The sequence below is a fragment of the Paenibacillus xinjiangensis genome (assembly GCF_059686975.1).
In genome coordinates, this window is record NZ_JCAALS010000001.1 from 42,103 (window position 1) to 67,858 (window position 25,756).

Annotated in this window: 26 protein-coding genes, 1 pseudogene and 3 riboswitches; of the genes and pseudogenes, 18 read left to right on the forward strand and 9 right to left on the reverse strand. The window is 48.4% G+C overall.

Features of this window, described 5'->3' with window-relative positions; all coding sequences use genetic code 11:
- The first annotated feature begins 48 nt into the window (after positions 1–48).
- The 5 genes from AC6ESP_RS00185 (at position 49) to AC6ESP_RS00205 (ending at position 6,323) form a co-directional block, all read left to right on the forward strand.
- Positions 49–2,235, forward strand: a complete 2,187-nt coding sequence (locus AC6ESP_RS00185) for a PAS domain-containing sensor histidine kinase (protein WP_497094653.1) — start codon at positions 49–51, stop codon at positions 2,233–2,235.
- A gap of 33 nt (positions 2,236–2,268) precedes the next feature.
- Positions 2,269–3,021 (forward strand): ABC transporter ATP-binding protein, encoded by a 753-nt coding sequence (locus tag AC6ESP_RS00190; RefSeq protein WP_497094654.1) that lies wholly within the window; start codon positions 2,269–2,271, stop codon positions 3,019–3,021.
- A complete protein-coding gene (locus AC6ESP_RS00195) occupies positions 3,014–3,763 on the forward strand; it encodes an ABC transporter permease (protein ID WP_497094655.1) in 750 nt (249 codons plus the stop codon). The genes AC6ESP_RS00190 and AC6ESP_RS00195 overlap by 8 nt, the downstream gene beginning before the upstream one ends.
- A 12-nt stretch (positions 3,764–3,775) precedes the next feature.
- Positions 3,776–4,675: an AraC family transcriptional regulator gene (locus AC6ESP_RS00200; protein ID WP_497094656.1), complete on the forward strand. Its 900-nt coding sequence runs from the start codon at positions 3,776–3,778 to the stop codon at positions 4,673–4,675.
- Between the two features lie 139 nt (positions 4,676–4,814).
- Entirely contained in the window at positions 4,815–6,323 is a 1,509-nt protein-coding gene (locus AC6ESP_RS00205) for an alpha-glucosidase/alpha-galactosidase (RefSeq protein WP_497094657.1), read from the forward strand.
- A 68-nt stretch (positions 6,324–6,391) separates the two neighbouring features.
- Here the strand turns inward: AC6ESP_RS00205 and AC6ESP_RS00210 are convergent, their stop codons facing one another.
- On the reverse strand, positions 6,392–6,820 hold the full coding sequence (locus tag AC6ESP_RS00210) for a hypothetical protein (RefSeq protein ID WP_497094658.1): 429 nt from the start codon (positions 6,818–6,820) through the stop codon (positions 6,392–6,394).
- Between the two features lie 4 nt (positions 6,821–6,824).
- A riboswitch (cyclic di-AMP (ydaO/yuaA leader) is annotated at positions 6,825–7,001 on the reverse strand.
- Between the two features lie 376 nt (positions 7,002–7,377).
- A riboswitch (cyclic di-AMP (ydaO/yuaA leader) is annotated at positions 7,378–7,590 on the forward strand.
- A gap of 88 nt (positions 7,591–7,678) precedes the next feature.
- Positions 7,679–7,838: riboswitch (cyclic di-AMP (ydaO/yuaA leader) on the forward strand.
- Here AC6ESP_RS00210 and AC6ESP_RS00215 point away from each other — a divergent pair.
- The 7 genes from AC6ESP_RS00215 (at position 7,827) to AC6ESP_RS00245 (ending at position 15,439) form a co-directional block, all read left to right on the forward strand.
- Positions 7,827–7,964, forward strand: a complete 138-nt coding sequence (locus AC6ESP_RS00215) for a hypothetical protein (protein WP_497094659.1) — start codon at positions 7,827–7,829, stop codon at positions 7,962–7,964. Its footprint overlaps the riboswitch before it by 12 nt.
- 117 nt (positions 7,965–8,081) lie before the next feature.
- Positions 8,082–8,492 (forward strand): hypothetical protein, encoded by a 411-nt coding sequence (locus tag AC6ESP_RS00220; RefSeq protein ID WP_497094660.1) that lies wholly within the window; start codon positions 8,082–8,084, stop codon positions 8,490–8,492.
- A gap of 135 nt (positions 8,493–8,627) precedes the next feature.
- Positions 8,628–8,705, forward strand: a complete 78-nt coding sequence (gene kdpF, locus AC6ESP_RS00225) for a K(+)-transporting ATPase subunit F (protein ID WP_497094988.1) — start codon at positions 8,628–8,630, stop codon at positions 8,703–8,705.
- Positions 8,706–8,716: 11 nt separating this feature from the next.
- Positions 8,717–10,396, forward strand: a complete 1,680-nt coding sequence (gene kdpA / locus AC6ESP_RS00230; RefSeq protein WP_497094661.1) for a potassium-transporting ATPase subunit KdpA — start codon at positions 8,717–8,719, stop codon at positions 10,394–10,396.
- A gap of 18 nt (positions 10,397–10,414) precedes the next feature.
- Positions 10,415–12,463, forward strand: a complete 2,049-nt coding sequence (kdpB, locus tag AC6ESP_RS00235; protein ID WP_497094662.1) for a potassium-transporting ATPase subunit KdpB — start codon at positions 10,415–10,417, stop codon at positions 12,461–12,463.
- Between the two features lie 33 nt (positions 12,464–12,496).
- Positions 12,497–13,108, forward strand: a complete 612-nt coding sequence (gene kdpC, locus AC6ESP_RS00240; protein ID WP_497094663.1) for a potassium-transporting ATPase subunit KdpC — start codon at positions 12,497–12,499, stop codon at positions 13,106–13,108.
- Between the two features lie 27 nt (positions 13,109–13,135).
- Positions 13,136–15,439: a histidine kinase gene (locus AC6ESP_RS00245; protein WP_497094664.1), complete on the forward strand. Its 2,304-nt coding sequence runs from the start codon at positions 13,136–13,138 to the stop codon at positions 15,437–15,439.
- A 12-nt stretch (positions 15,440–15,451) separates the two neighbouring features.
- Here the strand turns inward: AC6ESP_RS00245 and AC6ESP_RS00250 are convergent, their stop codons facing one another.
- From AC6ESP_RS00250 to AC6ESP_RS00265, 4 genes are all read right to left on the reverse strand, one after another.
- Positions 15,452–16,114: a YwrJ family protein gene (locus AC6ESP_RS00250; protein ID WP_497094665.1), complete on the reverse strand. Its 663-nt coding sequence runs from the start codon at positions 16,112–16,114 to the stop codon at positions 15,452–15,454.
- Between the two features lie 15 nt (positions 16,115–16,129).
- Positions 16,130–17,488: an arsenic transporter gene (locus AC6ESP_RS00255; RefSeq protein ID WP_497094989.1), complete on the reverse strand. Its 1,359-nt coding sequence runs from the start codon at positions 17,486–17,488 to the stop codon at positions 16,130–16,132.
- Positions 17,489–17,525: 37 nt separating this feature from the next.
- Entirely contained in the window at positions 17,526–17,693 is a 168-nt protein-coding gene (locus AC6ESP_RS00260; protein WP_497094666.1) for a hypothetical protein, read from the reverse strand.
- Positions 17,694–17,931: 238 nt separating this feature from the next.
- The gene (locus AC6ESP_RS00265) at positions 17,932–18,255 is read right to left on the reverse strand and encodes a winged helix-turn-helix transcriptional regulator (protein WP_497094667.1); all 324 of its coding nucleotides are present in this window, start codon (positions 18,253–18,255) and stop codon (positions 17,932–17,934) included.
- A gap of 150 nt (positions 18,256–18,405) precedes the next feature.
- On the opposite strand from AC6ESP_RS00265, the gene AC6ESP_RS00270 reads away from it, so the two are divergent.
- Both AC6ESP_RS00270 and AC6ESP_RS00275 read left to right on the forward strand, forming a co-directional pair.
- The gene (locus AC6ESP_RS00270) at positions 18,406–19,170 is read left to right on the forward strand and encodes a dioxygenase family protein (protein WP_497094668.1); all 765 of its coding nucleotides are present in this window, start codon (positions 18,406–18,408) and stop codon (positions 19,168–19,170) included.
- 30 nt (positions 19,171–19,200) lie between these two features.
- Entirely contained in the window at positions 19,201–19,941 is a 741-nt protein-coding gene (locus AC6ESP_RS00275) for a GTP cyclohydrolase II (protein WP_497094669.1), read from the forward strand.
- Positions 19,942–20,043: 102 nt separating this feature from the next.
- On the opposite strand, the gene AC6ESP_RS00280 is transcribed toward AC6ESP_RS00275, so the two are convergent.
- Together AC6ESP_RS00280 and AC6ESP_RS00285 are read right to left on the reverse strand one after the other, a co-directional pair.
- Complete coding sequence (locus tag AC6ESP_RS00280) at positions 20,044–20,328, reverse strand: hypothetical protein (RefSeq protein ID WP_497094990.1); 285 nt, start codon at positions 20,326–20,328, stop codon at positions 20,044–20,046.
- 52 nt (positions 20,329–20,380) lie between these two features.
- Positions 20,381–20,530 (reverse strand): annotated as a pseudogene (locus AC6ESP_RS00285) (IS5/IS1182 family transposase); the annotation flags it as partial.
- Positions 20,531–20,925: 395 nt separating this feature from the next.
- Here AC6ESP_RS00285 and AC6ESP_RS00290 point away from each other — a divergent pair.
- Together AC6ESP_RS00290 and AC6ESP_RS00295 are read left to right on the forward strand one after the other, a co-directional pair.
- The gene (locus AC6ESP_RS00290; RefSeq protein ID WP_497094670.1) at positions 20,926–21,936 is read left to right on the forward strand and encodes a hypothetical protein; all 1,011 of its coding nucleotides are present in this window, start codon (positions 20,926–20,928) and stop codon (positions 21,934–21,936) included.
- A gap of 105 nt (positions 21,937–22,041) precedes the next feature.
- On the forward strand, positions 22,042–23,007 hold the full coding sequence (locus AC6ESP_RS00295; RefSeq protein WP_497094671.1) for an aldolase catalytic domain-containing protein: 966 nt from the start codon (positions 22,042–22,044) through the stop codon (positions 23,005–23,007).
- Positions 23,008–23,127: 120 nt separating this feature from the next.
- Here the strand turns inward: AC6ESP_RS00295 and AC6ESP_RS00300 are convergent, their stop codons facing one another.
- Positions 23,128–23,559, reverse strand: a complete 432-nt coding sequence (locus tag AC6ESP_RS00300) for a GNAT family N-acetyltransferase (RefSeq protein ID WP_497094672.1) — start codon at positions 23,557–23,559, stop codon at positions 23,128–23,130.
- Positions 23,560–23,594: 35 nt separating this feature from the next.
- Positions 23,595–23,897, reverse strand: a complete 303-nt coding sequence (locus AC6ESP_RS00305; protein ID WP_497094673.1) for a hypothetical protein — start codon at positions 23,895–23,897, stop codon at positions 23,595–23,597.
- A gap of 155 nt (positions 23,898–24,052) precedes the next feature.
- Between AC6ESP_RS00305 and AC6ESP_RS00310 the strand changes: the two genes are divergently transcribed.
- Together AC6ESP_RS00310 and AC6ESP_RS00315 are read left to right on the forward strand one after the other, a co-directional pair.
- The gene (locus AC6ESP_RS00310; protein ID WP_497094674.1) at positions 24,053–25,333 is read left to right on the forward strand and encodes a vWA domain-containing protein; all 1,281 of its coding nucleotides are present in this window, start codon (positions 24,053–24,055) and stop codon (positions 25,331–25,333) included.
- Positions 25,330–25,734, forward strand: coding sequence for a gamma-glutamylcyclotransferase family protein (locus AC6ESP_RS00315; protein ID WP_497094675.1), 405 nt, complete (start codon positions 25,330–25,332; stop codon positions 25,732–25,734). The genes AC6ESP_RS00310 and AC6ESP_RS00315 overlap by 4 nt, the downstream gene beginning before the upstream one ends.
- Positions 25,735–25,756 lie beyond the last annotated feature (22 nt).

Below are 25,756 nucleotides of genomic sequence, written 5' to 3' on the forward strand. Positions count from 1 at the left end.
TCCTCTAGAAATCTTACCCAAGTATCTGCGGGATGATGGAGGAGAGCGATGTCTAATAATGATCTTTCTAGCAATGAAGCCCTAATCGTTCAAGCTTTTCAATATGCTTCCGTTGGAATGGCCTTAACAACGCCCGATGGAATCATCACGTGGGTTAATGAATCGTTCAGTCGGCTTATCGGCTATCAGCAGGAGGAGCTACAGGGTCTAATGATCTATCGATTCTCCCATTCGGATGACAAGATGCAGCAGATGCATTACATGCAGCAGCTGCAAGCGGGGGAACGGATGAATTATCAGCAGGAGCAAAGGCTATTGCATAAACAGGGACAGATCATATGGGCACGTATGAGTATTTCTATTATGAAAGACGATCAGGGAGGGCTTCGTTCTCTTCTAGTCCATGCAGATACGATTCATGCCTATAAGCTTGAATTGCTGCATCTAGGAGAGAAAGAGTCTGCTTTTCATAACATTACCGAATACTGCCCAGATCTCATCGCCAGACTACGCCCCGATGGAGCGATTCTCTATGTATCCTCTGCCTCTCTAGATATGCTTGGTTATAGGCCAGATGAGCTGCAGGATCGCACTTTACTGTCGCTGCTGCATGCTGAGGATGTCGAAGAGCTGCGAACCCAACAGATGAATGTGCTGCATGGCCATCCGATGAGAACCTTGCCTATCCGGTTGAATCGCAAGAATGGCTCCTATAGCTGGGTAGTGATGTCAGGAAAAGGCGTAACGGATGAATATGGGAACATAATCGAGATCATTGCCGTTATACGAGATATATCGCGATGGACGAATGAAGGTTCATTCTCTACAGAGAACAGGACGCTTACCGATTCGCATCAGGTCATACACCAGGATCTCGTATTCTCCTTGAATACCAGTGGAGTATTTACTGAGGTTAATGACATATTGGAAAATGCGACAGGCTATACAGCAGAAGAAATACTGCAAGGCTCGATCCATTTTCGGAGGATGATTCATCCCGATCACTTGGAAATAGCCGAAAGAAACTTTCAATTGGTTACGTTGATAGGGAATACGGTCCATTTTCGAACGATAGGGCTCAGCAAGACTAATCAATCCCTCATATTAGACGTTGTGGCGGTGCCGTTGTTCTCTGGAGGAATCATTACTGGCGCTTATGGGTTCGCAAGGGATATGGGGCAGCAGATGAAGCTGTGGAGCGAGCTGAAGCAGAGCAGGCAAATCTATCAGCTGATTTCGGACAATGCTCAAGACATGATTGCTTCTTTATCGCCTGATGGTATCATACTGTACGCGTCTCCTGCGGTGGAACGGATTCTAGGCTATAAGCTGGAGGAAGTTCTCGGGACGTGTTTCTACGATTATATGAGATTGGACAGAGAAGGCGTCATTCCGAAGAGTACGAATGCAGTAATGGATCACGAGACGTTCACCTTACAATTCATTCATAAGCAGGGTCACTATGTGTGGGTTGAAAGCACGATTCGCAGAATAAGAGGGAAATCGGGTAAGGTTGAGCAGATCATCGGAGTGGGTAGAGACGTTACGGAACGTAAAAAAACCGAGGAGCTCATGCTTAACTCTGAGAAGCTGACGATTGCCGGCCAGCTTGCAGCAGGCATTGCTCATGAAATCCGGAATCCGATTACGGCGATCAAAGGCTTCTTACAGCTTATGCGCTCAGGGTATTCTGAGAAACAACGCTATTATGATATTATGTCCTCTGAGATTGAGCGTATCGAATTGATTCTTAGCGAACTGCTTGTGCTTGCGAAGCCTCAGACTAGTCGCTATGAGCGGAGCGATATTTGCGAGCTCCTGGCTCAAGTTGTACCTCTTCTGAACACGCAAGCTATTATAAGCAATGTGCAGATCGTCCTTGAGTTCGAACAAGAGCACGCCTATATTAGATGCGATGATAATCAGCTGAAGCAAGTGTGTATCAATTACATAAAAAATGCGATTGAAGCTATGACTTCAGGCGGTGAGCTCCGTATACAAGTGGCTTCTGCAGGAGCAGGCTATATTGTAGTGCGCTTCATCGACCAGGGTAATGGAATCCCTGATTATGTATTGTCGAAGATGGGTCAGCCCTTCTATACGACGAAAGAAAAGGGAACCGGATTAGGCTTCATGGTGAGCAAAAAAATTGTTGAATCGCATGATGGCTGGATCAGGGTCATCAGCAAGGAGAATGAAGGAACTACGATAGAGATGACACTGCCAAGCGCATAATGAAGAGTAAGGTCACAGCAAGGGGGCAGCATCTTGTCTACAATATTACGTCTGGATCATGTAACGAAGAATAGGCATAATCAGCCTGAACAACGCTTGTTCGCTGATGTATCGGCTGTTGTTAACGCTGGAGATCGGATCGCTCTCTTGGGAGCCTCAGGGCAAGGGAAAAGCACACTGCTGCGAATAGTCGCTTTGCTGGATAGCAAAGATGATGGCGAGCTGGTGCTTGATGGCCGAGCATCAGAGAAATGGAAGCCCCAGAATTGGCGTGCAAAAGTAAGCTATGTCGCGCAGTCTCCGGTCATGCTGCCAGGCAGTGTAGAGGACAACCTGCGAATAGTGAGCGTGCTTCATGGTCTTCCATACGACGAGTCTCTCGCAAGACACTGTATGTCGGCTTTTGGTTTGGCACATGTGGAGCCTGGCAAATCAGCCGCTGATTTATCCGGCGGTGAGAAGCAGCGGCTGGCGCTTGTCAGGTCGCTGCTTCTGCGTCCCGCTATACTGCTGCTTGACGAGGTAACCTCCTCACTCGATCCTGGCAGCAAGCATGCTGTAGAGCAGTTCATGAATGACTGGGCGATGCAGGAAGGCACATCATTGGTCTGGATTACACATGATTTGGAGCAAGCTAGGACAGTAAGCAGCCAAGTATGGTTTATGGCGAAGGGACAGCTGTTAGAAGCAAGTGCCAGCGATGTCTTTTTTCACAGTCCAACGACTGAAGAGGCTTGTAATTTCGTGAATAGTCAGTCTATCAGTGAGGAGGCTCTGCATGAGTAACCTCGCTTTGATCTGTACGTTAGTCTTTGTAGTTGTAACCATCTTCGTCTCGATTAAGAAGAAGCTCGGCCTTGAGAAGGAAATAGCAATAGGAACGGTTAGATCGGCTCTGCAGCTGTTGTTCATCGGTTATGTGCTGCATTTTGTATTCGAGACGAGCCATCCGTTATTTATTGTGACTATTATTGTCTGTATGATTGTAGTTGCATCATGGAATGCAGGCTCCCGGGCGAAGCATATCCGAGGCATTAGGCTTCGAATTGCCATCGCCCTTGCAAGTACCGAGGCGCTGACGATGGCTCTTCTGCTAGGGTTAGGCATTATTGAAAAATCACCGCAGTACATCATCCCGGTCAGCGGCATTGTCATCGGCAGCTCGATGGTCGTTAGCGGCCTCTTCTTGAACCAGATGAAGCGGGAGCTGGAGACAGCAAGGGGAGAGATTGAGACGCTGCTAGCCCTTGGCGCTGCGGTGAAGCAGGCGATTCACGGCTCGGTTAAGCGCTCCGTGCGTTCCAGTATGATTCCGACACTGGATGGAATGAAGACGGTTGGTCTCGTTCAGCTTCCGGGGATGATGACGGGCATGATTGTAGCAGGCGCTGATCCGATTGAGGCCGTACGCTATCAGATTCTCATTATGTTCGTGCTTGCGTCATCAGCGGCGATGACGGCTATGGTGCTGAGCCAGATTAGCTATAAGCTGTGGTTCACCAAGGACGAGAGGCTGCTGCCAAGCTAGAGGGGGAGGAAGATGGAAGGGATAGGGGTATTTCACGGCAGGCTGTCGGAGGCAGATATGCACCCACGCGTGGCAGCCTATTACTTCAAGCAATGGGATGGCTTTGAGATGGCGTACCATTCGCATCGCGAGGTGGAAATCATGTACGTCATTAGCGGCAAATGTGTAGTAGAGACGCTAGAAGCGGCCATCTCGATGGAGAAGGGAAGCTTTATACTCATCGACGCCTACGTGGAGCATCGCTTAATTGTTGAAGCCGACAGGCCCTGCCGGATGCTGAATGTGGAGTTCAACTTCGTACCGCGTTCTGCAGCTGTCTTTCCCTCACTAGGGGAGCTTGCGTCGTCCGATCATGCGCTTCGTGCCCTGTTCGAGATGAAGCATTCCTATCTGCTGCTCAGCGATCCGAGCGAGGTGTATCACACGCTGAAATCCCTCGTGCTAGAGCTTGATAACCGCACAGTAGGAGACGGGCTAATGGTGCAGCTTCAGCTATCTCAGCTATTGATTCGAATCGGCAGGCTGGCAGAGGAGGCTGTTCACTCTATTCCATATTCAGCTGACCAATATGTGAAGCAGAGCGTCGAATATATTCATCATCATTATGACTGCGATATTCAAGTAAAAGAGATAGCAGCGGCAATAAGCCTGCATCCCGGCTATTTGCACCGCATATTCAAGGCAGGAATGGGCTGTACGATGATGGATTATTTGACGCGCCTGCGTATGGAGAAAGCTCGGATGCTGCTGGAGCAGACGGATATTCCGGTAATTGAAATATGCAGTTATGTCGGCGTGAATAGCCGGCAATATTTCAGCACGCTGTTCAAACGATATACAGGAGCAACACCGAAATCCTATCGTCAATCGGTCCTGAAAGAGGTGGACAGAAGCAAGCCGAGGGAAGACTGATGGAGGAATAAAGTTAGTATTTTATACATTCTTCGTCTATTCTGGTCACAATGTTGGAAACGTTTTATTCCTTGCTGGTGCTACAATATGGTTAAGTTTCGGTCTTGAAGAAACAGTAATCGAGGAGGCGCTGGTGAGGATGTCGTTCAAAATTGCGTTTGTTGGAGCAGGAAGTATTGGGTTTACTAGAGGGCTGCTGCGGGATTTGTTGACGGTACCGGAATTCAGGGATATTGAGGTAGCCTTTCATGATATTAACTTCCATAATCTGGAGATGGTGTCTCGACTCTGCCAACGGGACATAGAAGAAAATGGGCTGAATATCCGCATTCAAGCGACGACAGATAGAAGAGAAGCTCTTCAGAATGCCAGATATATATTCGTTACGGTTCGCATTGGCGGCCTTGAGGCGTTCAAAACCGATGTGGATATCCCGCTCAAATATGGGATTGACCAATGCGTAGGGGATACGATCTGTGCTGGCGGCATTATGTATGGTCAACGAGGCATAGCGGAGATGCTTACTATTTGCAAAGATATCCGCGAGGTTGCAGAACCTAATTGTCTGCTGATGAATTATGCCAATCCGATGGCTATGCTCACTTGGGCCTGTAACAAATATGGAGGAGTACGTACGATTGGGCTCTGCCACGGCGTTCAAGGCGGTCACTGGCAGATTGCCGAAGCATTCGGCCTGAAGCAGGAAGAGGTCGACATCATATGCGCAGGCATTAACCATCAGACTTGGTACGTTCAGATTAAGCATAATGGCGAAGATATGACGGGCAAGCTGCTGGAAGCGTTCGAGAAGCATCCGGAATTCAGCAAGACGGAGAAGGTTCGTATAGATATGCTGAAGCGCTTCGGCTACTACAGCACAGAATCGAACGGTCATCTGAGCGAATATGTGCCTTGGTATCGTAAGCGTCCGGAGGAAATCAAGGATTGGATTGATTTGGGATCGTGGATCAACGGGGAGACCGGCGGCTATTTGCGCGTATGTACAGAAGGACGGAATTGGTTCGAGACGGATTTCCCGAACTGGATGAAGGACCCGGCGTTCGCGTATACGGCGGAGGAACGCGGACATGAGCATGGCTCTTATATTATTGAAGGGCTGGAGACAGGGCGTGTCTACCGTGGACACTTCAATGTTGTGAACAATGGCGTAATCTCCAACCTTCCCGCTGATGCTATTATTGAGGCACCAGGCTATGCAGACCGCAATGGCATCAGTATGCCGCATGTGGGTGAATTGCCGCTCGGCCCAGCAGCGGTGTGCAATGTCAGCATCTCGGTTCAGCGCCTTGCTGTAGAGGCTGCTGTGCATGGTGATGATCAGCTGCTTCGCCAGGCGATGATGATGGACCCGCTTGTCGGTGCTGTGTGCAATCCTAACGAAATATGGCAGATGGTCGATGAGATGCTCGTAGCTCAGGAGCAGTGGCTTCCACAATATGCAGAAGCCATTGCAGCTGCCAAAGAGCGTCTGACGACAGGTCCTCTGCTGCCGACAAGAGATTATGAAGGCGCAGCAAGGCTGAAGGTGAAGACAGTGGAAGAAATGCAGAGCAATCGCGATGAAGCGAATCGGAATAGCGGGGAATCTGACAAAGCGAAGCAGCGGCCTGCTGCTGTAACAGAATAATAATCCGTACAGACAAAAGCTGGGCAGCCGTTCACAAGTAGTGACGGTTACCCAGCTTTTGCCCTGTTCTAATATAAGGATAAGTAAAAAATAGAACGATTAATCAATACGACTTCATCTCTCATCTGCTCGGCTTGCTGATGCTGAGTAGGCAAGCTTCTTAAATAATGGATAGCATCGGCGAATAATTGGTGCAAATGCTTGTTTTTATGCTGTGTATGCTCCTCAGCTGGAGCTTCGGTCGCTGTGTTCTGGATGCTGCCGATGAAATGAGGCACGGCGGAGCTCCATGCTCCCCAATCGGAGGGACGTTCTTGCTCGGCGATAAATTGCTCGCCCCAGCCTACACCTTGATTCGATGTCACTCGCATGCAAGCTCTGCAGCCAGCTGCATCAATGTCCAAAGAAGGAATAATAAATAACTCAATATGGGTTACTTGCAGGGGAACCTGCTGCTGAGCATCGCTCAAGGATGCAGCATTGTGAGACGTTATCATATTATTCTCTCCTCATGTTCGCTTACGGAGTTAGCTGTCGGATTCGGGATAGAGAGCTTCCCTACCAGCACTTTGGGTAGTGCTGGATTCACCCCTTGCGTCAGATTTCCCTACAGATAAGGATTATCCTCCGCGTTGGTTCCCCCGCTTCTTGCATACAAGAATTCAGCGATTATTAAATAGCCAATTATGGCTTGCCGTCTATCTTAAACCGATACAAAAGTTTTGTAAACCTTAAATCTCTCGTTTTCAGCCTTTTTTTCGTCAAAAAGGATATTATATCGGTGTTTGTGCCAATAAAACCTGTATATTCGTGAGAATGCTCGCTTATGCTCAGGATTTACACTTTTTATGTAAAACGAAGAAATAAAGAGAAATTGAGAGTATTCTAGAGATAATTATTAGTGTAAGCGTTGTTAAACAAGCTGCATGCATCTTTTTTCGTCGTATTCGAGATGCGGCTTCGCTTTACATCAATTGGGGCATGGGAGTATGATTCGAAGCGTGGTTACGTTAAATGTTACCAATTGGGAAGGTGCGACACGCTGTCGCTGCCTCCAGCAATAGGGCTGAGTTTCCGTCTGAATGACGGAGAGCGGGGAAACCAGGCAGAGCAATCTGCATAGCGGATCCGAATTCGATGTGAGAGTCGAGGACGGTTGCCGCGGGGGTGAATCTTGGACCGGGGAACCATGGATTTCCGGCCAAGTAGGGCGACTCTCACCGTCCGAATCCGACAGCTAACCTCGTAAGCCTAGATGGAGAGAGGAATGATGAAGCTAGTAATGGATGAATAGGAGCCACATCTGTGGTTTTATCGCGGCTATGCATGAAGACTTGCTGCTGCCGCGCAGCATAACAGATTTATCGCTGAGTCCCGCTGGATGCGGGAACGGGGGAACCAACCGAGCGAGCATGTCTTGCTCATGGGGTGAATCGCTTGGCTTGCAGCCAAGCGTAGGGCGACTCTCACGCCCGAATCCGACAGCTAACCTCGTAAGCGTTATTGAGAGAGGCGACATTCGTCGCGAGCCAATCCGATTATGGGGTTGTTCAGCAATACGTCGATATAAGATGCAGCACAGTCTTATTGTCAGGCATATCGCTGGACGCTGAACGTCGCCACGCCGTCATAGGACGGTGATAACGATGATTAGCTAGACTCATGACAGAAGAAGCCGCGGGAGAAGCACCTCTGCTCCCCAGGCTTCTTTTTTGTTGTCTTTTTCTCCAAAAATATTGAAATTATGGAGGTAATAGGTTGGGGGAGGAATGGTTGATCGTGGCTGGCTGGAATGAGGCCTCTATGTCCTTCATCCGGCAGTTGAATGTATTACAGCTTCCCTATCTGGTTCTGACGAATAATAGACAGGAGGAGAAGCGGCTGCGACAAGCAGGTGCTCATGCAGTCCTTCTAGTGAATACGAATGATTCGGATAGCTGGAGCATGCCGGAGGTGCGGGTAGGAGAGGTTTACATTTTTGAAATCAGCTTGGCACTGAGCTGTCGCTATGTTCGATGCTGCAGGCCCTGGACATTGAAGCCTGTCTATATCATTACCCAGCATTGGAATCCGCGAGCTATCTATACGGGGCTTGGTGCCAATCATGTCATTTATACGCGCGCAGCAGAGGTAGGCTTTCTATTGCGAGAACGCGGGCAACAGGGATGAACAGCATCTATAAGAGGAGGTCACTAAGGTGACGGATATATATATGATAGCAAGCTTGGCCGCTTGTTTTGCAATAGTCGGCAGTTTTGTGCGCTGGTGCAGTCATACGATCGAACAGTCGGGAGGAGCTCATGAATGATTGTCATTATTGCTGTCACAGTGATCTTATTCCTATATCTTGCGTATGCACTGATTAATCCGGAGAAGTTCTAGGAGGTTAACCCATGGATATTGTACAAATGGCGGTCGTTGTGGCCGTTCTTCTCATACTGGTCAAGCCGCTCGGCAAATATGTCTTTCATGTATTCTCGAATGAGGCTAATCGGACAGACAAGGTTTTCGGGCCAGTTGAGAAGCTAATCTTCAAGCTTATCGGATTGAAGCATGCGGCAGGCATGAGCTGGCGCAAATATGCGCTCAGCTTCGTGCTGACGAATATCGTTCTAGTTGCGGTTAGCTACCTTATTCTTCGCTTGCAGCGAGCGCTGCCGCTCAATCCGAACGGGATAGACAATATGGAGCCTACATTAACCTTCAACACGGTTATTAGCTTCATGACAAATACGAATCTGCAGCATTACAGCGGTGAGAGCGCGCTGAGCTACTTCGCACAGATGATTGTCATTATGATGATGATGTTCACCTCGGCAGCTACCGGCTTCTCAGTGGCTATCGCATTCATTAGAGGGATAACGAGCAAAGGACAGACGATCGGGAACTTCTTCCAGGATTTTGTCAAAGCGCATACCCGGATTTTTTTACCGTTATCGCTGTGTTTTACACTTGTGCTGGTCATGCTGCAAGTGCCTCAGACACTAGATCCTACGCTGTCCATTAAGACGTTCGAGGGTGCTGTGCAGCAGATTGCGATCGGACCTGTAGCATCGCTCGAATCGGTTAAGCATCTTGGAACCAACGGAGGCGGCTTCTTCGGTGTCAACTCTGCGCATCCGTTCGAGAATCCGAGTCCGATAACGAATGTCATTGAGATCCTGTCCATGTGGGCGCTGCCTGCTGCACTTCCGTATACATTCGGCTTGTTTGCCCGCAATAAGAAGCAAGGATGGGTCATTTTCTCAGCTATGATGTGCTTATTCCTCGTCTTTCTGAGTATGGCATACGTGTCGGAGAAAAACGGCAATCCTGTCATGAATGAGCTGGGAATAGACGCTTCGCAGGGCAGTATGGAGGGAAAAGAGGTGCGCTTCGGCATTGCGCAATCGACATTGTTCACAACGGTTACGGCGGCGGCTACGACAGGAACGGTCAATAACATGCATGATACGCTAACCCCGCTTGGCGGCTTGGTGCCGCTAGCCGAAATGATGCTGAATGTCGTGTTCGGGGGCAAAGGTGTTGGCTTAATCAATATGCTGATGTACGCCATATTGGCTGTATTTATATGCGGGTTGATGGTAGGGCGAACGCCGGAATTTCTGGGCCGCAAAATCGAGCCGCGAGAGATGAAGCTGATCGCCATCGCGATCTTGACGCATCCGCTCATCATTCTCGCCCCGACTGCGCTTGCGCTGCTAACAGACGCGGGGCAGGCGGGCATTACGAATCCCGGCTACCACGGTATTTCCCAAGTGCTCTATGAGTATACGTCATCAGCAGCGAACAATGGCTCTGGATTCGAGGGACTTGCAGATAATACGCCATTCTGGAATATAAGCACGGGACTGGTCATGCTCTCCGGCAGATATATATCGATAATTGCTATGCTGGCTGTTGCAGGCTCCCTATTGCGCAAGCAGCCGGTTCCGGAGACGATCGGGACATTCCGTACTGACAATACTCTATTCACCGGCCTGCTGATTGGGACGGTCCTATTAATTGGTGCATTAACCTTTTTACCGGCGGTCGTACTTGGTCCGATTGCTGAACATTTGACACTCCGCTAATGGATGAGGTGAAGCGATATGAATGGTTCAACTAGCTCAAATAGAAATAGAAATAAAAGTCTGACCTCAGACGTGATTAATCACGCGATAAAAGCAAGCTTCGTGAAGCTTAATCCGGCGCTGATGATGAAGAATCCGGTCATGTTCGTCGTTGAAGTAGGGACGTTCCTAGTTCTGCTTATGACGGTTTTTCCAGCCTACTTCCATTCTGAGGATCGAGTCGCCTTCAATTTCACTGTATTTGTTATATTGCTGCTCACTGTATTATTCGCGGGCTTTGCTGAGGCACTGGCTGAGGGCAGGGGCAAGGCACAGGCGGACTCGCTGAAGAAAACGAAGCAGGAGGTAATGGCGAATCTCGTGACAGCAGACGGAGTAAGCATAGTGCCCTCGACAGAGCTGCGTAAAGGAGATATCGTTGTCATCTCGCAAGGAGAGATGATCCCCGGTGATGGTGAAGTGATCGAGGGTCTTGCCTCTGTAGATGAATCGGCTATTACAGGAGAGTCAGCTCCGGTCATTAAGGAAGCAGGGGGTGACTTCAGCTCGGTAACGGGTGGAACAAGGGTCGTTAGCGACTCCGTTAAAGTACGAATTACAAGTGATCCCGGCCAATCGTTTATCGATCGAATGATCTCGCTGGTTGAAGGAGCCAAACGTCAAAAAACGCCGAATGAAATCGCGCTGTCGACGCTTCTGACCAGCTTGACACTCATTTTCCTTATCGTAGTTGTTACACTCGGTCCTATCGCGAATTTCGTAAACATTAAGCTTGAGATTCCCGTGCTTATCGCGCTGCTGGTCTGCCTTATACCTACGACCATTGGCGGTCTGCTGTCAGCTATAGGTGTAGCTGGCATGGATCGTGTGACACAATTCAATATACTCGCGATGTCTGGTAAAGCGGTAGAGGCTGCAGGTGATATTAATACGCTCATTCTGGATAAGACCGGTACGATAACATTCGGCAATCGGATGGCAAGCGAGCTTATTCCTGTTGATAAGGTGAGCAAGGAGGATTTGGCGGCATGGTCAGCCATTAGCTCACTCCGGGATGAGACGCCGGAAGGGCGTTCAGTCTTGGATTGGATGCGAAGAAACGAGCTGAGCTATGAGCCAACGCTTGCGGAGGCTGGTGAATTCGTGGAATTTAGAGCAGAGACGAGAATGAGTGGTATCAATCTTGCAGATGGCCGCGAGGTTCGCAAAGGCTCAGTAGATGCTGTGCGCAAATGGGTTGCTGCTCAGGGAGGCATTATTCCGGATGATCTGGAGGAGAAGGGTAATATCATTTCTTCACTCGGTGGTACTCCGCTCGCTGTTGCAGTAGACAATAAGATATTCGGTCTTATTTATTTGAAGGATACCGTTAAGCCGGGGATGAAAGAGCGGTTCGAGCAGCTCCGGGAGATGGGGATTAAGACGATTATGTGTACAGGCGACAATCCCCTAACTGCAGCGACGATAGCTAAGGAGGCAGGGGTGGACGGTTATATTGCTGAGAGTACGCCAGAGGATAAAATAGCCGTTATCCGCCGTGAACAAGCGGAGGGTAAGCTCGTTGCGATGACAGGCGATGGAACGAATGATGCTCCTGCACTTGCTCAGGCGGATGTCGGAATAGCAATGAATAGCGGTACGATCGCAGCGAAGGAAGCGGCCAATATGGTCGATCTGGACTCCGATCCATCCAAAATTATAGAAGTGGTGGCTATTGGCAAGCAGCTGCTCATGACACGTGGTGCCCTTACGACATTCAGTATTGCGAACGATGTAGCCAAATATTTTGCCATTATACCGGCGATGTTCATGGTTGTTATTCCGGAGATGAATGTTCTTAATATAATGAAGCTGGGCTCTCCGTACTCCGCCATATTGTCAGCCCTTATATTCAATGCCGTTATTATACCGCTGCTCATTCCGCTTGCGATGAAGGGTGTGGCTTATAAGCCAATGAGCGGATCACGCCTCTTAAGCCGTAATTTGCTCATCTACGGACTAGGCGGCATTATTGCTCCGTTCATAGGCATCAAGCTGATTGATCTGGCTGTTCATTTGTGGGTGTAACCATTAGAAGGAAGAAGAAGGGATGGTCGTGTTATGAATACGACAGCTGTCGAACAAAAAGAATCATCTATAGGAGCTGTGCTCTGGATTGCTATACGCGCAAGTCTAGTGTTTATCGTTGTATGTGGCATCATCTATCCGCTAGTCAGCACCGGAGCAGCCCAGCTGCTCTTCCCCCATGCGGCTAACGGAAGTCTAATTAAGGATAGTGAGGGAAATGTGATAGGCTCGGAATTAATTGGACAGAGCTTCACGGATCCCATGTACTTCCATGGTCGTGTATCGAGCATTGATTATAACGCGGCCGGCTCGGGCTCTAACAACTTTGCGCCATCTAACCCGGCCCTGCTGGAGAGAATGGAGGAGTCGATAGACGCTTGGAAGCTGGCTAATCCAGATGTGCCTGCAGCTAAGGTGCCGATAGCACTCCTAACGAACTCAGGCTCTGGACTTGATCCGCATATTACTCCGCAATCGGCTGTTGTGCAAATTCCGCGAATTAGCAAGCTGACAGGTCTGTCGACAAGTGAGCTGCAGGAGATGGTGAATGCGAATACGGCGAGCAGGGATCTAGGATTGTTCGGAGAACCGCGAGTGAATGTACTAGAGCTGAATGTGCAGCTGCAGAAGCGTCTGTCTGAATAATTAAGGCTATGGAGAGAAGGTGAGCGAGTGGTGCATTATCGACGAAAAACGCCTGAAGAAATACTGCTGTCCATCTCCAAGCTGCATAGAGGCAAGCTCAAAATTATTATAGGTGCCGTAAGCGGTACAGGAAAAACCTATCATATGCTGCAAGAAGGTGTACAGCTAGCTGCTCAAGGCGTAGATGTCGTGTTATGCGGAGTATCGACGCTGCAAAGACCGGAGACGGTTAAGCAGGCGGGGGAGCTGGAACGGGTGCCAAGCATTCACTGGGTTAAAAAAGGAGTGACGCAGAAGGATCTGAATCTGGATGCGCTGCTCCTGCGTAACCCGGAGGTTGTTCTTGTTGATGGTCTAGCTCACCGCAATCGGCAAGGGGCGCTGCATGCCACTCGCTTGCAGGATATCATCTATTTGTTGGAGCATGGCATTAATGTAATGACGACGATCAACGTCTATGAGCTTGAAGGCGCTCATGAAATCGCGTTGAAATGGACAGGAATTCAGGCGGAGGAGACCGTGCCAGCTGAGACGCTTGAGATGGCGGATGAAGTGCGGCTCATTGATGTCTCTCCTGAAACGATGCTGAAGCGGGTGGAGCAGGGGGTTTTGGGCGAACGTCCACATCCTGCTATATCGAAGAAGGGCAATCTTGGGGTGCTGCGAGAGCTTTCTCTTCGGCTTGTTGCTGAGGGTGTGAACGAATCACTGGAGAAGCATCGCGAGGAGCTTGGCATGGCGGGGCCCTCCGGCACTGCTGAGCGAATTCTCGTCGCGGCACAATACCATTGGAATGGCTCACTTTATGTAAGAAGAGGACAGCAGATAGCCAAGCGACTGAATGGTGATCTGGTCGTCCTCTCTTTCAACAATCCGAAGAAGCCGCTGTCGCAAGAGCAGCTGAGCTTCAAGAGGTCCATTGTGAAGCTGGTTGAAAAGGTCGAAGGGCAGTTCTATGAACTGCCCTTCATTAGCCGCCGGCAGCTGCCTTCGGCTCTGGTGAGATACGCTTATGAGCATCATGCAACCCGCATCGTGATGGGGCATTCGAAGCAGAGCCGGTTGAAGCAGCTCTGGCAAGGCTCCATTGCAGATAAAGCGCTTCGTTCCATGAAGGGAATTGATCTGTTCCTTATGGCCGATTCTGCTGAGCATGATGGGGAACGTATATTGCCCGTCAAGCAGAGGCATGAGGAGGAGCGTGAATGGTTCCGAAGACTTAATGCGGAGGAGCTTGAACGCAGAGTGCAGACGATTCGCAGAGGAACCTTCAAGGTGTATATTGGAGCTTCACCGGGTGTGGGGAAGACTTATACGATGCTGCGGGAAGGAAATGAGCTGCTGAGCAAGGGCATACAAGTAGTCATTGGACTGCTTGAGACACACGGAAGGCAGGAAACGGCGGATCAGGTCGGTGCTCTGCCACTCATTCCTCGTCATACGTTCACCTATCAGGGGACTTCTCTTGCTGAGATGGATACGGAGACCATTATTCGTCTTAATCCAGACGTTGTGCTCGTGGATGAGCTCGCGCATACAAATATGCCTGGCAGCAGTCGCAAGAAAAGATATGAGGATGTGATCCGAATTCTAGAGCATGGAATAACGGTCATATCCACGGTGAATGTGCAGCATCTGGAGAGCTTGAATGATGCTGTAGAAGGGCTAACTGGCGTGAGGGTAAGGGAAACGGTTCCCGATGCCCTGCTGAGACTCGCAGATGAGGTAGAGCTGATTGATGTGACCCCGCAAATGCTTCAGCAGCGAATGCGTGATGGCAAGATTTATGCTCGAGATAAAGTAGAGCAGGCACTTGGCGCTTTTTTTACCACAGGCAATTTGATTGCCCTTCGTGAGCTGGCGCTGCGCGAAATTGCTGACGATGTCGATGAAAGACTGGAGGCATGGGATCGGAATCAGTCGCTGCGAGGGCCGCTGCGCAGACGCGAGGTGATATTCGTGGGCATCAATATTCGTACAAATGCAGCCGAGAGGCTTATTAGAAGGGGCTTCCGCATAGCTTATCGATTGAAGGCGGATTGGTACGTTCATTATGTGCATGATGGCAACCCGCTAAGTGAGGGACTAGTGAGCAGACGCAGCTCACTGCAGGCCCTCGTCAGTCGGATGGGTGGTACATTCGAAAGCTCGGATTCAAGTAGTCGCAGTGGCATTGCTGAAGCACTGCTGGCTTCCGCTAATAAGGTGAAGGCTACACAGATCATTATCGGTCAATCCAGTCGTTCTCCGTGGTTGCCGGGCGGGAACATCATTCAGAGGTTATTGCGCAAAGGAAGGCATATGGATGTGCTAATAGCAGCCGAGAGATAAGGTAATGCTGGCTTAGTAGATTGCGGCACTGAAGCATTTGATATGCTTCATATTGATATGGAGCTGTTTGTTGTCCGCAGTCAGCAGCTTCAAGAAAGAATCATTGATCTCGAGGAGTAGTCCATTTTTCTCTGGAGTGAGACCGTAATCTAGTGATACAAGCTTGCCTTGGGCAGTTAGCAGTAGACCTTGAAAGGTGAGAGGGAGATCTGCTGGGTTAGCTTCGGATCGTTGGTTGTCAGCCGAAGTGGTGATCCATTCCTTTTTCCCCGTTATAGGACTAATAGATTTGAGATGAGTGAAGGGGATGAAGTGTCTGCCGTGTAAGAATGTGGTGAATGTGAAGTAATCGTCATACACAGCAGTAACCTGGCCATGCATCGTTAAATGGCGTTCTAGTTGAATTTGTGCAGGAATGCCGAGGGAATTGCTCAACACCTTCTTGAACGGCATGTCAGGAGGGTGTTTTCTAGCGGGCACAGTGAAGGCTGCTGAGGTAGTGCTGTTCGTAAGCTCTACGTATTGAATATGCTCAGTGGCCATATACATATATTTATTGTCTTGAGCAAGAACGGTGGTGCTGGAGCCAGCTTCAAGGAGGATGCCGGAATGCCTGCCGCTCCCCAGCAGCTCGATGAATACCTCCTTGCCAATATAATCATGGAATAGCTTCATAGATTAACCTCCTAGCTAATGTGATGGATAAATCAGGGAGACCCATACAGCTAGAAGAACAAGGGTGAAGACGACTGTAGGCGGAATGACGAGGATCGTTACCTTGATATAGTCCTTCCAGCTGATTTTCACTTTATATTGCTTAAGAATGTGCATCCAAATTAATGAAGCAAGAGTACCTATTGGCAGCAGCAAGGCGCCGATATCACTCCCGATTACGCTGGCAAGATAGGAAATTTTCAAGGTTAAAGGATCTAGTCCCATCTGAGTGAGTGTGAGCGTTCCGATCATGAGTGCAGGATGATTATTGAATATGCTGGACATGAAGGAGAGCAGAGCACCCATTAAGAGACTGGCGTTCATCAGATCACCAGAGACAAGCGGACGGAACAGTGTGACAAGCTGATTGGTCAGTCCGATGTTGTTCAAGCCATAGATAATGATATACATAGCGAAGGCGAAAATAAGAATATACCAAGGGATTTTGCCAATAATGTCTTTCGGCGATATTTTCAAATACACCCATCGCCAGCTTAGCAGCAATAACGATCCGAGAATGGCGATCCACTCGATCGGAATTTGCAGATAAGAAGCGCCGAACAGACTAATTCGAACAGCAAATACAAACAATAGAATAGATTGCATGAAGCGGTTAGTATGCTTGCTGCCTTGCCAGGGCTCACTGCTTAAGGGATGCTGGCCTGGCTTGTAGGCGGGGATAGTGATGTTGGTTGGCACTTTCTTAGGAAGCTGGCGATAGAGTACGAGGAATAGTGCGGTAACGAGAAACAGCAGGCCGAGTGTGGCGGGGACGAACATCATGATCGTATGCATGTACAGATCCATACCAACGATTTTGAGTGCGATTAGGTTGACGATATTGCTGACACCGATAGGAGCGCTCGACGCGGTGGCGATTAGAGCACCGGATAGGAGGTACGGAATTTTTTGATGGTTTTTGAGTCCCATATGTTTGAGCATAATTAGTAGAATCGGTGTCGTAATAAGGATGCTGCCGTCGTTGTTGAAGAAGAGAGTCATGAGAAAACATAATAGATTGACGTACCAGAATAATCGGATACCGGAGCCGCGGGCTCTCATCGCTAATCCTTCGGCTGCCCATACAAAAAATCCGAAGCTCTCAAGAACGATTGCCATAACAATGGTCGCCATTATTGTAATAGCAGCCCCGCTGACCGTAGCACTGATCTGTGCCAGATCAGATAGCGAGACCGTACCGCTAATGAGAACGACAATTGCACCAAAGGTTGCAGGTATCGCCTCGTTCACGCCCTTGGGACGCCAAAGAATGAGTAGAATGGTAAAAAGAAAGGCAAAGATGGTTAGCGTAGCTGCAGTAGAATGCAACAAAATTTTATCACCTCGAATTCGGTCTTATTCCTGCTGCCGGCTATTCGTTAACGGCAGACGGCCCAGTAGGTTCGATGAGATCTCGATTATATCGTGTAGCTGCTTTTACCGATATTTGGACAACGGGCTGCTGTACATATTCTCCAGCAGGCTTAAGAAGCCAATAGGAAGCGATCCCCGCTAGACTAATGATAATGACTGTAATCAATGTCATTCCTCCTCTCTGCCGTTGACTAGCATATCGACATCTATCACTAGTGGATATTGATAGTATATTCATATGTGTCTGCTAGTTTGAGAGTGCTAGACAGATGATGCTATATGACAATAAATCCGCAAGGCTATTGGAATGGAGTGTTTACAAATAGACAAGGAGCTGCCTGCTAGTCATTATGACTAGCAGGCAGCTCCTGCTTAAGGTTCTGTTGTGGTTTATTGTGTATGGATTATTGGAAAAAGGTAGGCTCTATCCAATCCTGTGACCATTTCTGAATCTCTCTTACGACAGGCTCCAGTGCTCGGCCTTTCTCCGTTAACGAATATTCTATACGAACGGGAATGTCAGGATACACGGCTCTCGTTACAATCCCTTCGTTCTCAAGGTCTTTGAATCGTTCGGATAAGAGTCTGCCGCTAATAGGAAGGGCGGCTTGAACTTCTGAGAACCGCTGTGGTCCGGACAACAGTTGATAGATGATTAAGCCCATCCACCGTTTACCTATCATGTCCATTCCCTTTTGCAGGCGTGGACAAAGGTTAGACTGCTCCATTGCTATCACCTCTTTTGATTTCCTCAACATTATATCCTTAATATAGAATATATACAACCACACTTTTGTATATCCGTTAACTTGACGTCACTTGTTTATTAATATATAATCAGTTACTATTAGTAACCTTAATATTCAGGAGGTACACCTATGAACCCTTTATTCTTAGCGCATGGCTCACCGATGCTGGCTATCGAGCAGAATGAATATACAGCTTTTCTTGCTTCAACTGCAGCACAGCTCCAACCGGATGCGGTCGTTATATTTACGGCACATTGGGAAACAGATATTACAACGATTAGCTCAAAAGACGATGTATATGAGACGATATATGATTTCTATGGTTTTCCCGATGAGCTCTACCAGGTGAAATATCCTGCCAAAGGCTCGACGGAGGTAGCGGCTCTGGTCGGTCATCTGCTTGGAGCAAGTGGAATTCCTTCCGCATTCGACACGGAGAGAGGACTTGATCATGGCTCATGGACGATGCTGAAGCATATGTTCCCGAAGGCAGATGTGCCTATTGTCCAGGTTTCTGTGAACCCTTATCGTTCAGTGGAGGAGCATTATAAAATTGGATTAGCGTTGCGCGAACTCGGAAACCGCAATATATTAGTAATTGGCAGTGGCGTTACTGTCCACAACCTGCGGGCTGTGAATTGGGGGCAGAAAGAGGCCGAGCCATGGGCGGTCCAGTTCGATGACTGGCTAATTGAAAAGCTTAGTGAAGGAGATCTCCCTTCGCTATTCCAATATGACTCCTTGGCTCCTAACGCAAGAGCAGCTGTTCCAAGAGCCGAACATTTCGTTCCCTTGTATGTCGCTTATGGCAGTGCCAACCCAGATTCAGATGTTCAAATTATTCATCGCAGCTACGCAATGGGGACTTTAAGCAATCTTTCTCTACAATTCTAAATAATATTCGGTTAAGAAGGTGAAGTTTGTATGAATGAGCAGATCATATCTATTCTGAAAAACAAAATAAAAACGGTTGAAGGCAGCGGCAACAACGATCAAATACATGTTGTGGGTCCAATTCAGCTTCCAGTTGATCTTGATGGGGAGACGAAAATATTCCAATGGTACAGCTGGCTTCGTACAGAGAAGGGCAGTGATCAATCGATAGAGGAGCTTCTCAGCAAGCTGAATGCTGTTCAATATGCCGAAATGCAGCAATCTAGCGTGCTAGTGTATGGCGACTTCGCGTTTGAGCACGAAGCCCTTATTCGTATGCACAGCATATGCCATACAGGTGATATTTTTGGAAGTCAGCGCTGCGACTGCGGTTACCAGCTCAAGCAATCGATGAAGATGATTACCGAGCATGGTACTGGAGCATTGTTCTATTTGGCCAATCATGAAGGTCGGGGCATAGGTCTGTTCAGTAAGGCAATGGCTTATCTGCTCCAAGAAGAGGGGTTGGATACAGTTGATGCGAATCTGGAGCTCGGCTTCCCTGAGGATGCCCGCGACTATGGAGAGGCTATACAAGTGCTGCGTCTCCTTAGAACAGAGCCCGTATCCATTATTACCAATAACCCGCGTAAAGTAGAAGCATTGCGTGAAGCTGGCATGAATATCTTGAAGCGTGTGCCATTATGGGGCGATGCTTCGGTCTATAATGAGAAATATTTATCGACTAAGGTTGCGCGCTCCGGACATTATGAGCCTGAGCTAGTGATATAACGAGGATGCAACGGGCCGTCTCAAAAGGGGTTTGCTCGCTAAGGAAAAGGCTCGCATAAACAACTAAAGATTGAAAATGCATAAAAATAGCGACGCAGGACACTACCCCTGCATCGCTATTTTGCAATTTTGGTCTTTCACTTCTTTATTTGGCAAATTATAGGCAAAGGAAAGCCGCCCGACCTCCAGGCTGACCTTTATTGAGTTTTTGTCCTGCTGCACAGGTCCAAGTGTCTTCCAACTCGTCGTACGACCCATTTTTTTGTGATAGGTATTATATTTCACAAGTGCCCGTTGTTCTTCAGACTCCAGATAAGTGTAGTTTTCCTCGCTCCCATAACCTGCATCTGTAATGATCGTTCCCGGTTGACCAAGTGTAGCTTTCATTTTGTCCAAATGTGGCTTGAGACACTGCATATCGCTTTTGCGATTTAACGAGACGGCCACCACCGGGATAGGCTTTGGTAAAAAGGTTCATATCTAAGCAATTGACCGCGTCGTTGATGACGCGAACAAGATGATTTTGAGGAATGTCTTCTTGCAAGTCCTTTGGCAAAGACAGCTGATCCATGGTATATTCCTTGTACAAAAGAAGCCTCTCCTTTGTTAGTGGTTGGTCGCACTTCCATTTTAATAAGGAATGGCATCTTTTTGTTTGTCATTTACGCATTTAATTGACCGGTTAATGGCAAACGGAGCAATTTGAATGATTCTGGAGAAGCGACAGCGGTCGCTTTTGTGAAGGGATTCCTACCTTGACACGTTGATTCAAAGGAATCCCTGAGCAATGGCGATCGGAAGAACATTCAAATGCGTAGGTTGCTGCTTAACCCAAGTAAAAGGGGGCGTCCCAAAGTCATTTTAATGACTTATGGGAAACCCCCTTTATTTTTTATAGGATCAGCTGCGCAACTTGTTTCGTTCCGGAATGTCTAATGGATATGGACAAACTGGCATATAATACAAAGAGGAAGGTGGGTGGACATGAATAGGCCTATAGTAAAGAGCAGAATGCACCGATTAACGATGATTGCTATATGTGTCTTATTCGTGTGTACGGCATGCGGAAGCAAGGTAAGCGAGAACAAGCTGGCAGACGAATCGCGCAAAGCTGAAGTATCAGCTGTCGAAGAGGATGACAATCAAGATGGTCTTATTAAGCAATTCCATACCGTAGTTAAGGAAGCGAAGGAAGCCTCGGACATCGTCTCGTTCCTTAATGAGAATATAAACAAGGCGGGACAGGACAACGCCGATATGATGATCCGGGACTTGAATTCGTTCTACCAGAGCGATCAGCAAACGACTCAGGATGCTTTTTTTGAGAACAATGTTCAAGAAGCGCTGCTCGCGCTGCCTGCGCCGATTACTTCTTCGAATGCAGCAGCTATTAGTGATGAATCGATTCGCCAGCTCGTCGTGACTAAGCTTTCCGGCGGATACAAGCTTGTTGAGGTTGAAGGCTCTGTCTATCCGATCGTGGATTACGAGATGCAAAAAATTTACCGCACCTATTTGTCCGAGCCATTAATTGATTTCATTTATTTGAAGGCAGTCGAATCTAATCAAATGTCAGCTAAGGATGGCGGACTGGTTATCTCATGGGATGATCTGGCTGAGCGGACGATTATGGCGGAAGCATTCTTGCGTTATTATCCTGATTCTCCAGAGTACGAGGAGATCAAGCGGCTTTATTTGGACAGCTATTTGTCGATGTACATATTCGGGTTAAACAACACACCGGTATTCGATTATGACACATTCAGACTGCTAGATGAGGTCAGATTGAGCTATGAGAAGCTTATACAGCATGATCCGGAATCGATTACCGCAGCCACTGTGCAGAGGTTTCTAGGTGTTCTGTCGCATACCGAAGGACGTGTGTTCGAGAAGGTGAATGGTGAGCAGAAGCAAATTGCTCTTGTGAGCCAATTCCACGGGTCGTTCCGATCCGATGCAGAGGACATGCTTCGTTCTAATGACAGCGCGTCTTAGCATCCATATATCGACAAAAACCCGACAAATACTTTGCGTTCTGACCGCTTTTCAAGTATCATGGAAGATAAAAATACGAGACATAGGACTAGAAGGAGCAAGCGCATGAATTCATCGAAAACAAGCCATTGTAAAATTGTAGACTGCACGATCCGTGACGGCGGGCTAGTAAACAACTGGGATTTCAGTGTCGAGTTCGTTCAGCATTTGTACAAAAGCCTGAATGAAGCCGGCGTCGACTATATGGAAATTGGTTACAAAAACTCGCCTAAATTGCTGAAAGGTGCCGAATCCGCAGGACCTTGGCGCTTCCTGGATGACAATTTCTTGAAAGAAATTATTCCGAACAAAGGAAATACGAAGCTGTCTGCACTTGTAGATATCGGCCGTGTTGATGAGAACGATATATTGCCACGCAGCGAGAGCCTGCTTGATCTGATCCGCGTTGCTTGCTACATTCAAGATGTAGACAAAGCGCTTGAGCTGGTACAAGTATTCCATGACCGTGGCTATGAGACGACACTTAACATCATGGCACTCTCCAATGTTATGGAGAACCAGCTGATCGAAGCGTTCGAGCTGATTAAGAACAGCGTCGTTGATGTCGTGTACATCGTTGACTCTTACGGCAGCCTGAAGCCAAGCGATTTCACTTATTTGGTTGAGAAGTTCCGTACTCATCTGCCTAACAAACGTCTTGGTGTTCATACTCATAACAACATGCAGCTCGCGTTCGCGAATACGCTGATTGCTGCTGAGAACGGTGTTGAGCTTCTGGATGCTTCCGTATACGGCATGGGCCGCGCTGCAGGTAACTGCAACACAGAGCTTCTAGTAGCTGAGATTAAAAACCCGAAATACAACCTGCGTCCAGTTCTCGATATGATTGAGAAATATATGATACCTCTTCGCGAGAAAGAAGAATGGGGCTATATCATTCCTTACATGATTACAGGAATTCTCGATGAGCATCCGCGCTCGGCAATGGCTTTGCGCGATTCAGAAGACAAAGACAAGAGCGTAGATTTCTACGATCGTCTGACAACGCCTGAGATTGCCCACAGCAAGTAATAGCAAATAATAAGTCCGCCCTTATCGATGCCAGACATCAGTAAGGGCGGACTTGGTGTTCATATGAGAGACAGCAAGAGACCCATGCAGCACGTGCATGGGTCTCTTGCTGATCGTGCATTACTCGAAGGTTTTGGTCATGGTCACATGAGGAATATCCTCTTCCATGAAAATATCCGACACCGTGCGGTAGCCTAGCTTCTGGTAGAAGCGTTCCGCATGTGTCTGGCCGTTCAATTTGGCTGAAGTGAGGCCAGCTTCACGAGCGCTTTGCTCGAGCGCTTCAACGATAGCCTTGCCTAGGCCATAGCTCCGGTGCGAGCTGAGCACACATATACGCTCCAGCTTGGCTACGCCATTGACGTTTCTCCATCTACCTGTAGCTGCGGGCACTTGATCATACAGAACGAGGACATGACTTGCGGTATCATCATGCTCATCATATTCATTCTCTGCCGGTACGCCTTGCTCATCAACAAATACCCGCTTGCGAATCGAATAGGCGGCTTCCATATCTTCCTTATTCGTGATGCGTCTTGCTTCTATGGACATGCTGTGTATTCATTCCTTCCAATTCTACGTTTGCATTAAATCTCGTGAAGTTCTCCTTCTCCTCGAATAGCAGCGGCCTGATGAGGCTCGTTCGGGTGCAGATAAGCTGTACCCTCATAAGAACGGCCGTCTTGCGCCGTCACAGACAGCTTAATCTCGATATCCTCGCTCTGCCCGAACCATCGCAGCAATTCGCGGTCCGCTACGCCATTAACATCTACATACCATAATCGAGAGCCATAATTCGTAATAACCACAAGCTCTGCCGAAGTGAAAGACAGCTCGCTCGTGAGCTCTTGATAAGCAATTACGATTCTCGCTAATTGTATCGTTTCCATCGTTTATGAACCTCCATGCTTAGCCAGATGCTCTTGTCTCTGTAGGTAGGACAAGCTGCTGTGCCTGTAACGATTGTAATGTTGAACGCCTTATAATGCAACAATAGCCAAGCTTCATTCGTCTAATTGGAAAAAGATAGAGGGGGTTAAAAATATTGTTCAATCGTACGTTAGTGTTGCTGCTACTAGCCTCTCTTATGCTTCTGTGGGGCTGCTCAAGCGCCAATAATTCAGACAGAGCGGCTTCCAATCAAGGAAGTGATTCACACAATGAAGCAACGGCCAATGAGTCGTCCTCGGACAACCGTGCACCGGATGCAAGTGAGCCGATGCCGGAGGGTGAGAGAGAAGAAGAGAACGGCGGGCGTGTCTATGGCTCGAACGATGTAGAAGCCCAGGCAGGTCAACTGACAGCAGGAGAATGGGACGATCTAGCGGCGTGGGAGAAATTCGGAAATTTGCTTAACAGCAATGAAGGAGATACGAATCTGCGGCATTGGTCCTTCCTAGGCTTTAATCGACTGGAGGTAGCTGTCACAGCTAACGGCAGAGCAGTATCGGATGCTCAAGTGCAAATCAAGGGGCAGCAGGAATCGTTATGGGAAGCCCGTACGAATACAGAGGGCAGAGCTTATCTGTTCGTGAATTTGTTTGATCAGAATAACAATCGCGATGAGCGGCAAACAGGATATACCGTTGAAGTGAAAGCGGGACAGCTGAGCAAAACGTTCAGCTCCATAAGTATACCAGGCCAGGGAACACTGAAGCTTGATTTGGGAGAGGGTGCGGAGGAGCTGTCTGATCAGGTCGATGTGATGTTCGTCGTGGATACGACGGGCTCTATGGAGGATGAGCTTAATTATTTGGAAGCGGAGCTCAAGGATGTCATTACAAGAGTAGGGGAGCAGCATGCGAATCAATTGGATGTTAGGGTAAGCACGAACTTTTATCGCGATAAATACGATGATTATATCGTGAAGCCTTTCCCTTTTACACGGAATATCGATAAAGCTGTCGATCAGATTGCCAAGCAGAAGGCGCAAGGCGGAGGCGACTATCCAGAAGCTGTGGAGCAGGCGCTGAGAGATGCGGTGCATGAGCATGACTGGAGTGAAGAGGCGCGGGCTAGGCTGCTCTTTCTCGTGCTGGATGCTCCTCCGCACGATGAGGGACAGATCGTAGATGAGCTGCATGGTTTAATCGCTGAGGCAGCCTCGCAGGGTATCCGCATCATCCCAGTTGCTTCAAGCGGAGTGGATGTGGAGACCGAATATTTGATGCGCTTCTTGGCTGTTACAACAGGAGGCACTTATTTATTCCTAACCGATGATAGCGGCATTGGCGGTGATCATTTGGAGCCGGCTGCAGGCGAATATGAAGTGAAGCTGCTGAATGATCTGCTTGTTGAAGTTATTAATCGGTATGTACAGCCATGAATGAAGTGAAGGTATTCATCTACGGAACGCTGCTGCCAGGGCAGAGCAATTATCATGTGGCAGCGCCTTTCATTCTTCATTCTGAACCGGGAAGCATTGCAGCGCGGCTTGTTGATGCAGACGAAGGGCTATACCCGGCTGCCGTCAGAGATTCATGGTCGCGATTGAACCATACAGCTGTGAAGGGGCAGTGGATAACGATTAACCGTGAAGGGCTTGCGGCGATTGATCGGCTGGAGGAGTTCTTCGGGATTGAAGAGGAGAACGATTATGAACGCGTATGGATACACGACAAGGACAATCATGCCATCGAAGGCTGGGTATACGTATGGAGTGATGATCGGGGGCGCCCTTCCATTAGCGTGAACGATTGGATTGCCTACATGGCCGTGAGATCATAATGAGGAGTGTCGCTCAGGCAGA

What these genes read in the sequence shown, in the direction of transcription:
- AC6ESP_RS00250 (WP_497094665.1), bottom strand. Translation starts at nt 16,114, where the DNA reads ATGAAGCTATTCCATGATTATATTGGCAAGGAGGTATTCATCGAGCTG.
- AC6ESP_RS00265 (WP_497094667.1), bottom strand. Translation starts at nt 18,255, where the DNA reads ATGGAGCAGTCTAACCTTTGTCCACGCCTGCAAAAGGGAATGGACATG.
- AC6ESP_RS00280 (WP_497094990.1), bottom strand. Translation starts at nt 20,328, where the DNA reads ATGAAAGCTACACTTGGTCAACCGGGAACGATCATTACAGATGCAGGT.
- kdpA (WP_497094661.1), top strand. Translation starts at nt 8,717, where the DNA reads ATGGATATTGTACAAATGGCGGTCGTTGTGGCCGTTCTTCTCATACTG.
- AC6ESP_RS00295 (WP_497094671.1), top strand. Translation starts at nt 22,042, where the DNA reads ATGAATTCATCGAAAACAAGCCATTGTAAAATTGTAGACTGCACGATC.
- AC6ESP_RS00270 (WP_497094668.1), top strand. Translation starts at nt 18,406, where the DNA reads ATGAACCCTTTATTCTTAGCGCATGGCTCACCGATGCTGGCTATCGAG.
- AC6ESP_RS00200 (WP_497094656.1), top strand. Translation starts at nt 3,776, where the DNA reads ATGGAAGGGATAGGGGTATTTCACGGCAGGCTGTCGGAGGCAGATATG.
- kdpB (WP_497094662.1), top strand. Translation starts at nt 10,415, where the DNA reads ATGAATGGTTCAACTAGCTCAAATAGAAATAGAAATAAAAGTCTGACC.
- AC6ESP_RS00305 (WP_497094673.1), bottom strand. Translation starts at nt 23,897, where the DNA reads ATGGAAACGATACAATTAGCGAGAATCGTAATTGCTTATCAAGAGCTC.
- AC6ESP_RS00275 (WP_497094669.1), top strand. Translation starts at nt 19,201, where the DNA reads ATGAATGAGCAGATCATATCTATTCTGAAAAACAAAATAAAAACGGTT.
- AC6ESP_RS00195 (WP_497094655.1), top strand. Translation starts at nt 3,014, where the DNA reads ATGAGTAACCTCGCTTTGATCTGTACGTTAGTCTTTGTAGTTGTAACC.
- kdpC (WP_497094663.1), top strand. Translation starts at nt 12,497, where the DNA reads ATGAATACGACAGCTGTCGAACAAAAAGAATCATCTATAGGAGCTGTG.
- AC6ESP_RS00210 (WP_497094658.1), bottom strand. Translation starts at nt 6,820, where the DNA reads ATGATAACGTCTCACAATGCTGCATCCTTGAGCGATGCTCAGCAGCAG.
- AC6ESP_RS00300 (WP_497094672.1), bottom strand. Translation starts at nt 23,559, where the DNA reads ATGTCCATAGAAGCAAGACGCATCACGAATAAGGAAGATATGGAAGCC.
- AC6ESP_RS00290 (WP_497094670.1), top strand. Translation starts at nt 20,926, where the DNA reads ATGAATAGGCCTATAGTAAAGAGCAGAATGCACCGATTAACGATGATT.
- AC6ESP_RS00185 (WP_497094653.1), top strand. Translation starts at nt 49, where the DNA reads ATGTCTAATAATGATCTTTCTAGCAATGAAGCCCTAATCGTTCAAGCT.
- AC6ESP_RS00315 (WP_497094675.1), top strand. Translation starts at nt 25,330, where the DNA reads ATGAATGAAGTGAAGGTATTCATCTACGGAACGCTGCTGCCAGGGCAG.
- kdpF (WP_497094988.1), top strand. Translation starts at nt 8,628, where the DNA reads ATGATTGTCATTATTGCTGTCACAGTGATCTTATTCCTATATCTTGCG.
- AC6ESP_RS00205 (WP_497094657.1), top strand. Translation starts at nt 4,815, where the DNA reads ATGTCGTTCAAAATTGCGTTTGTTGGAGCAGGAAGTATTGGGTTTACT.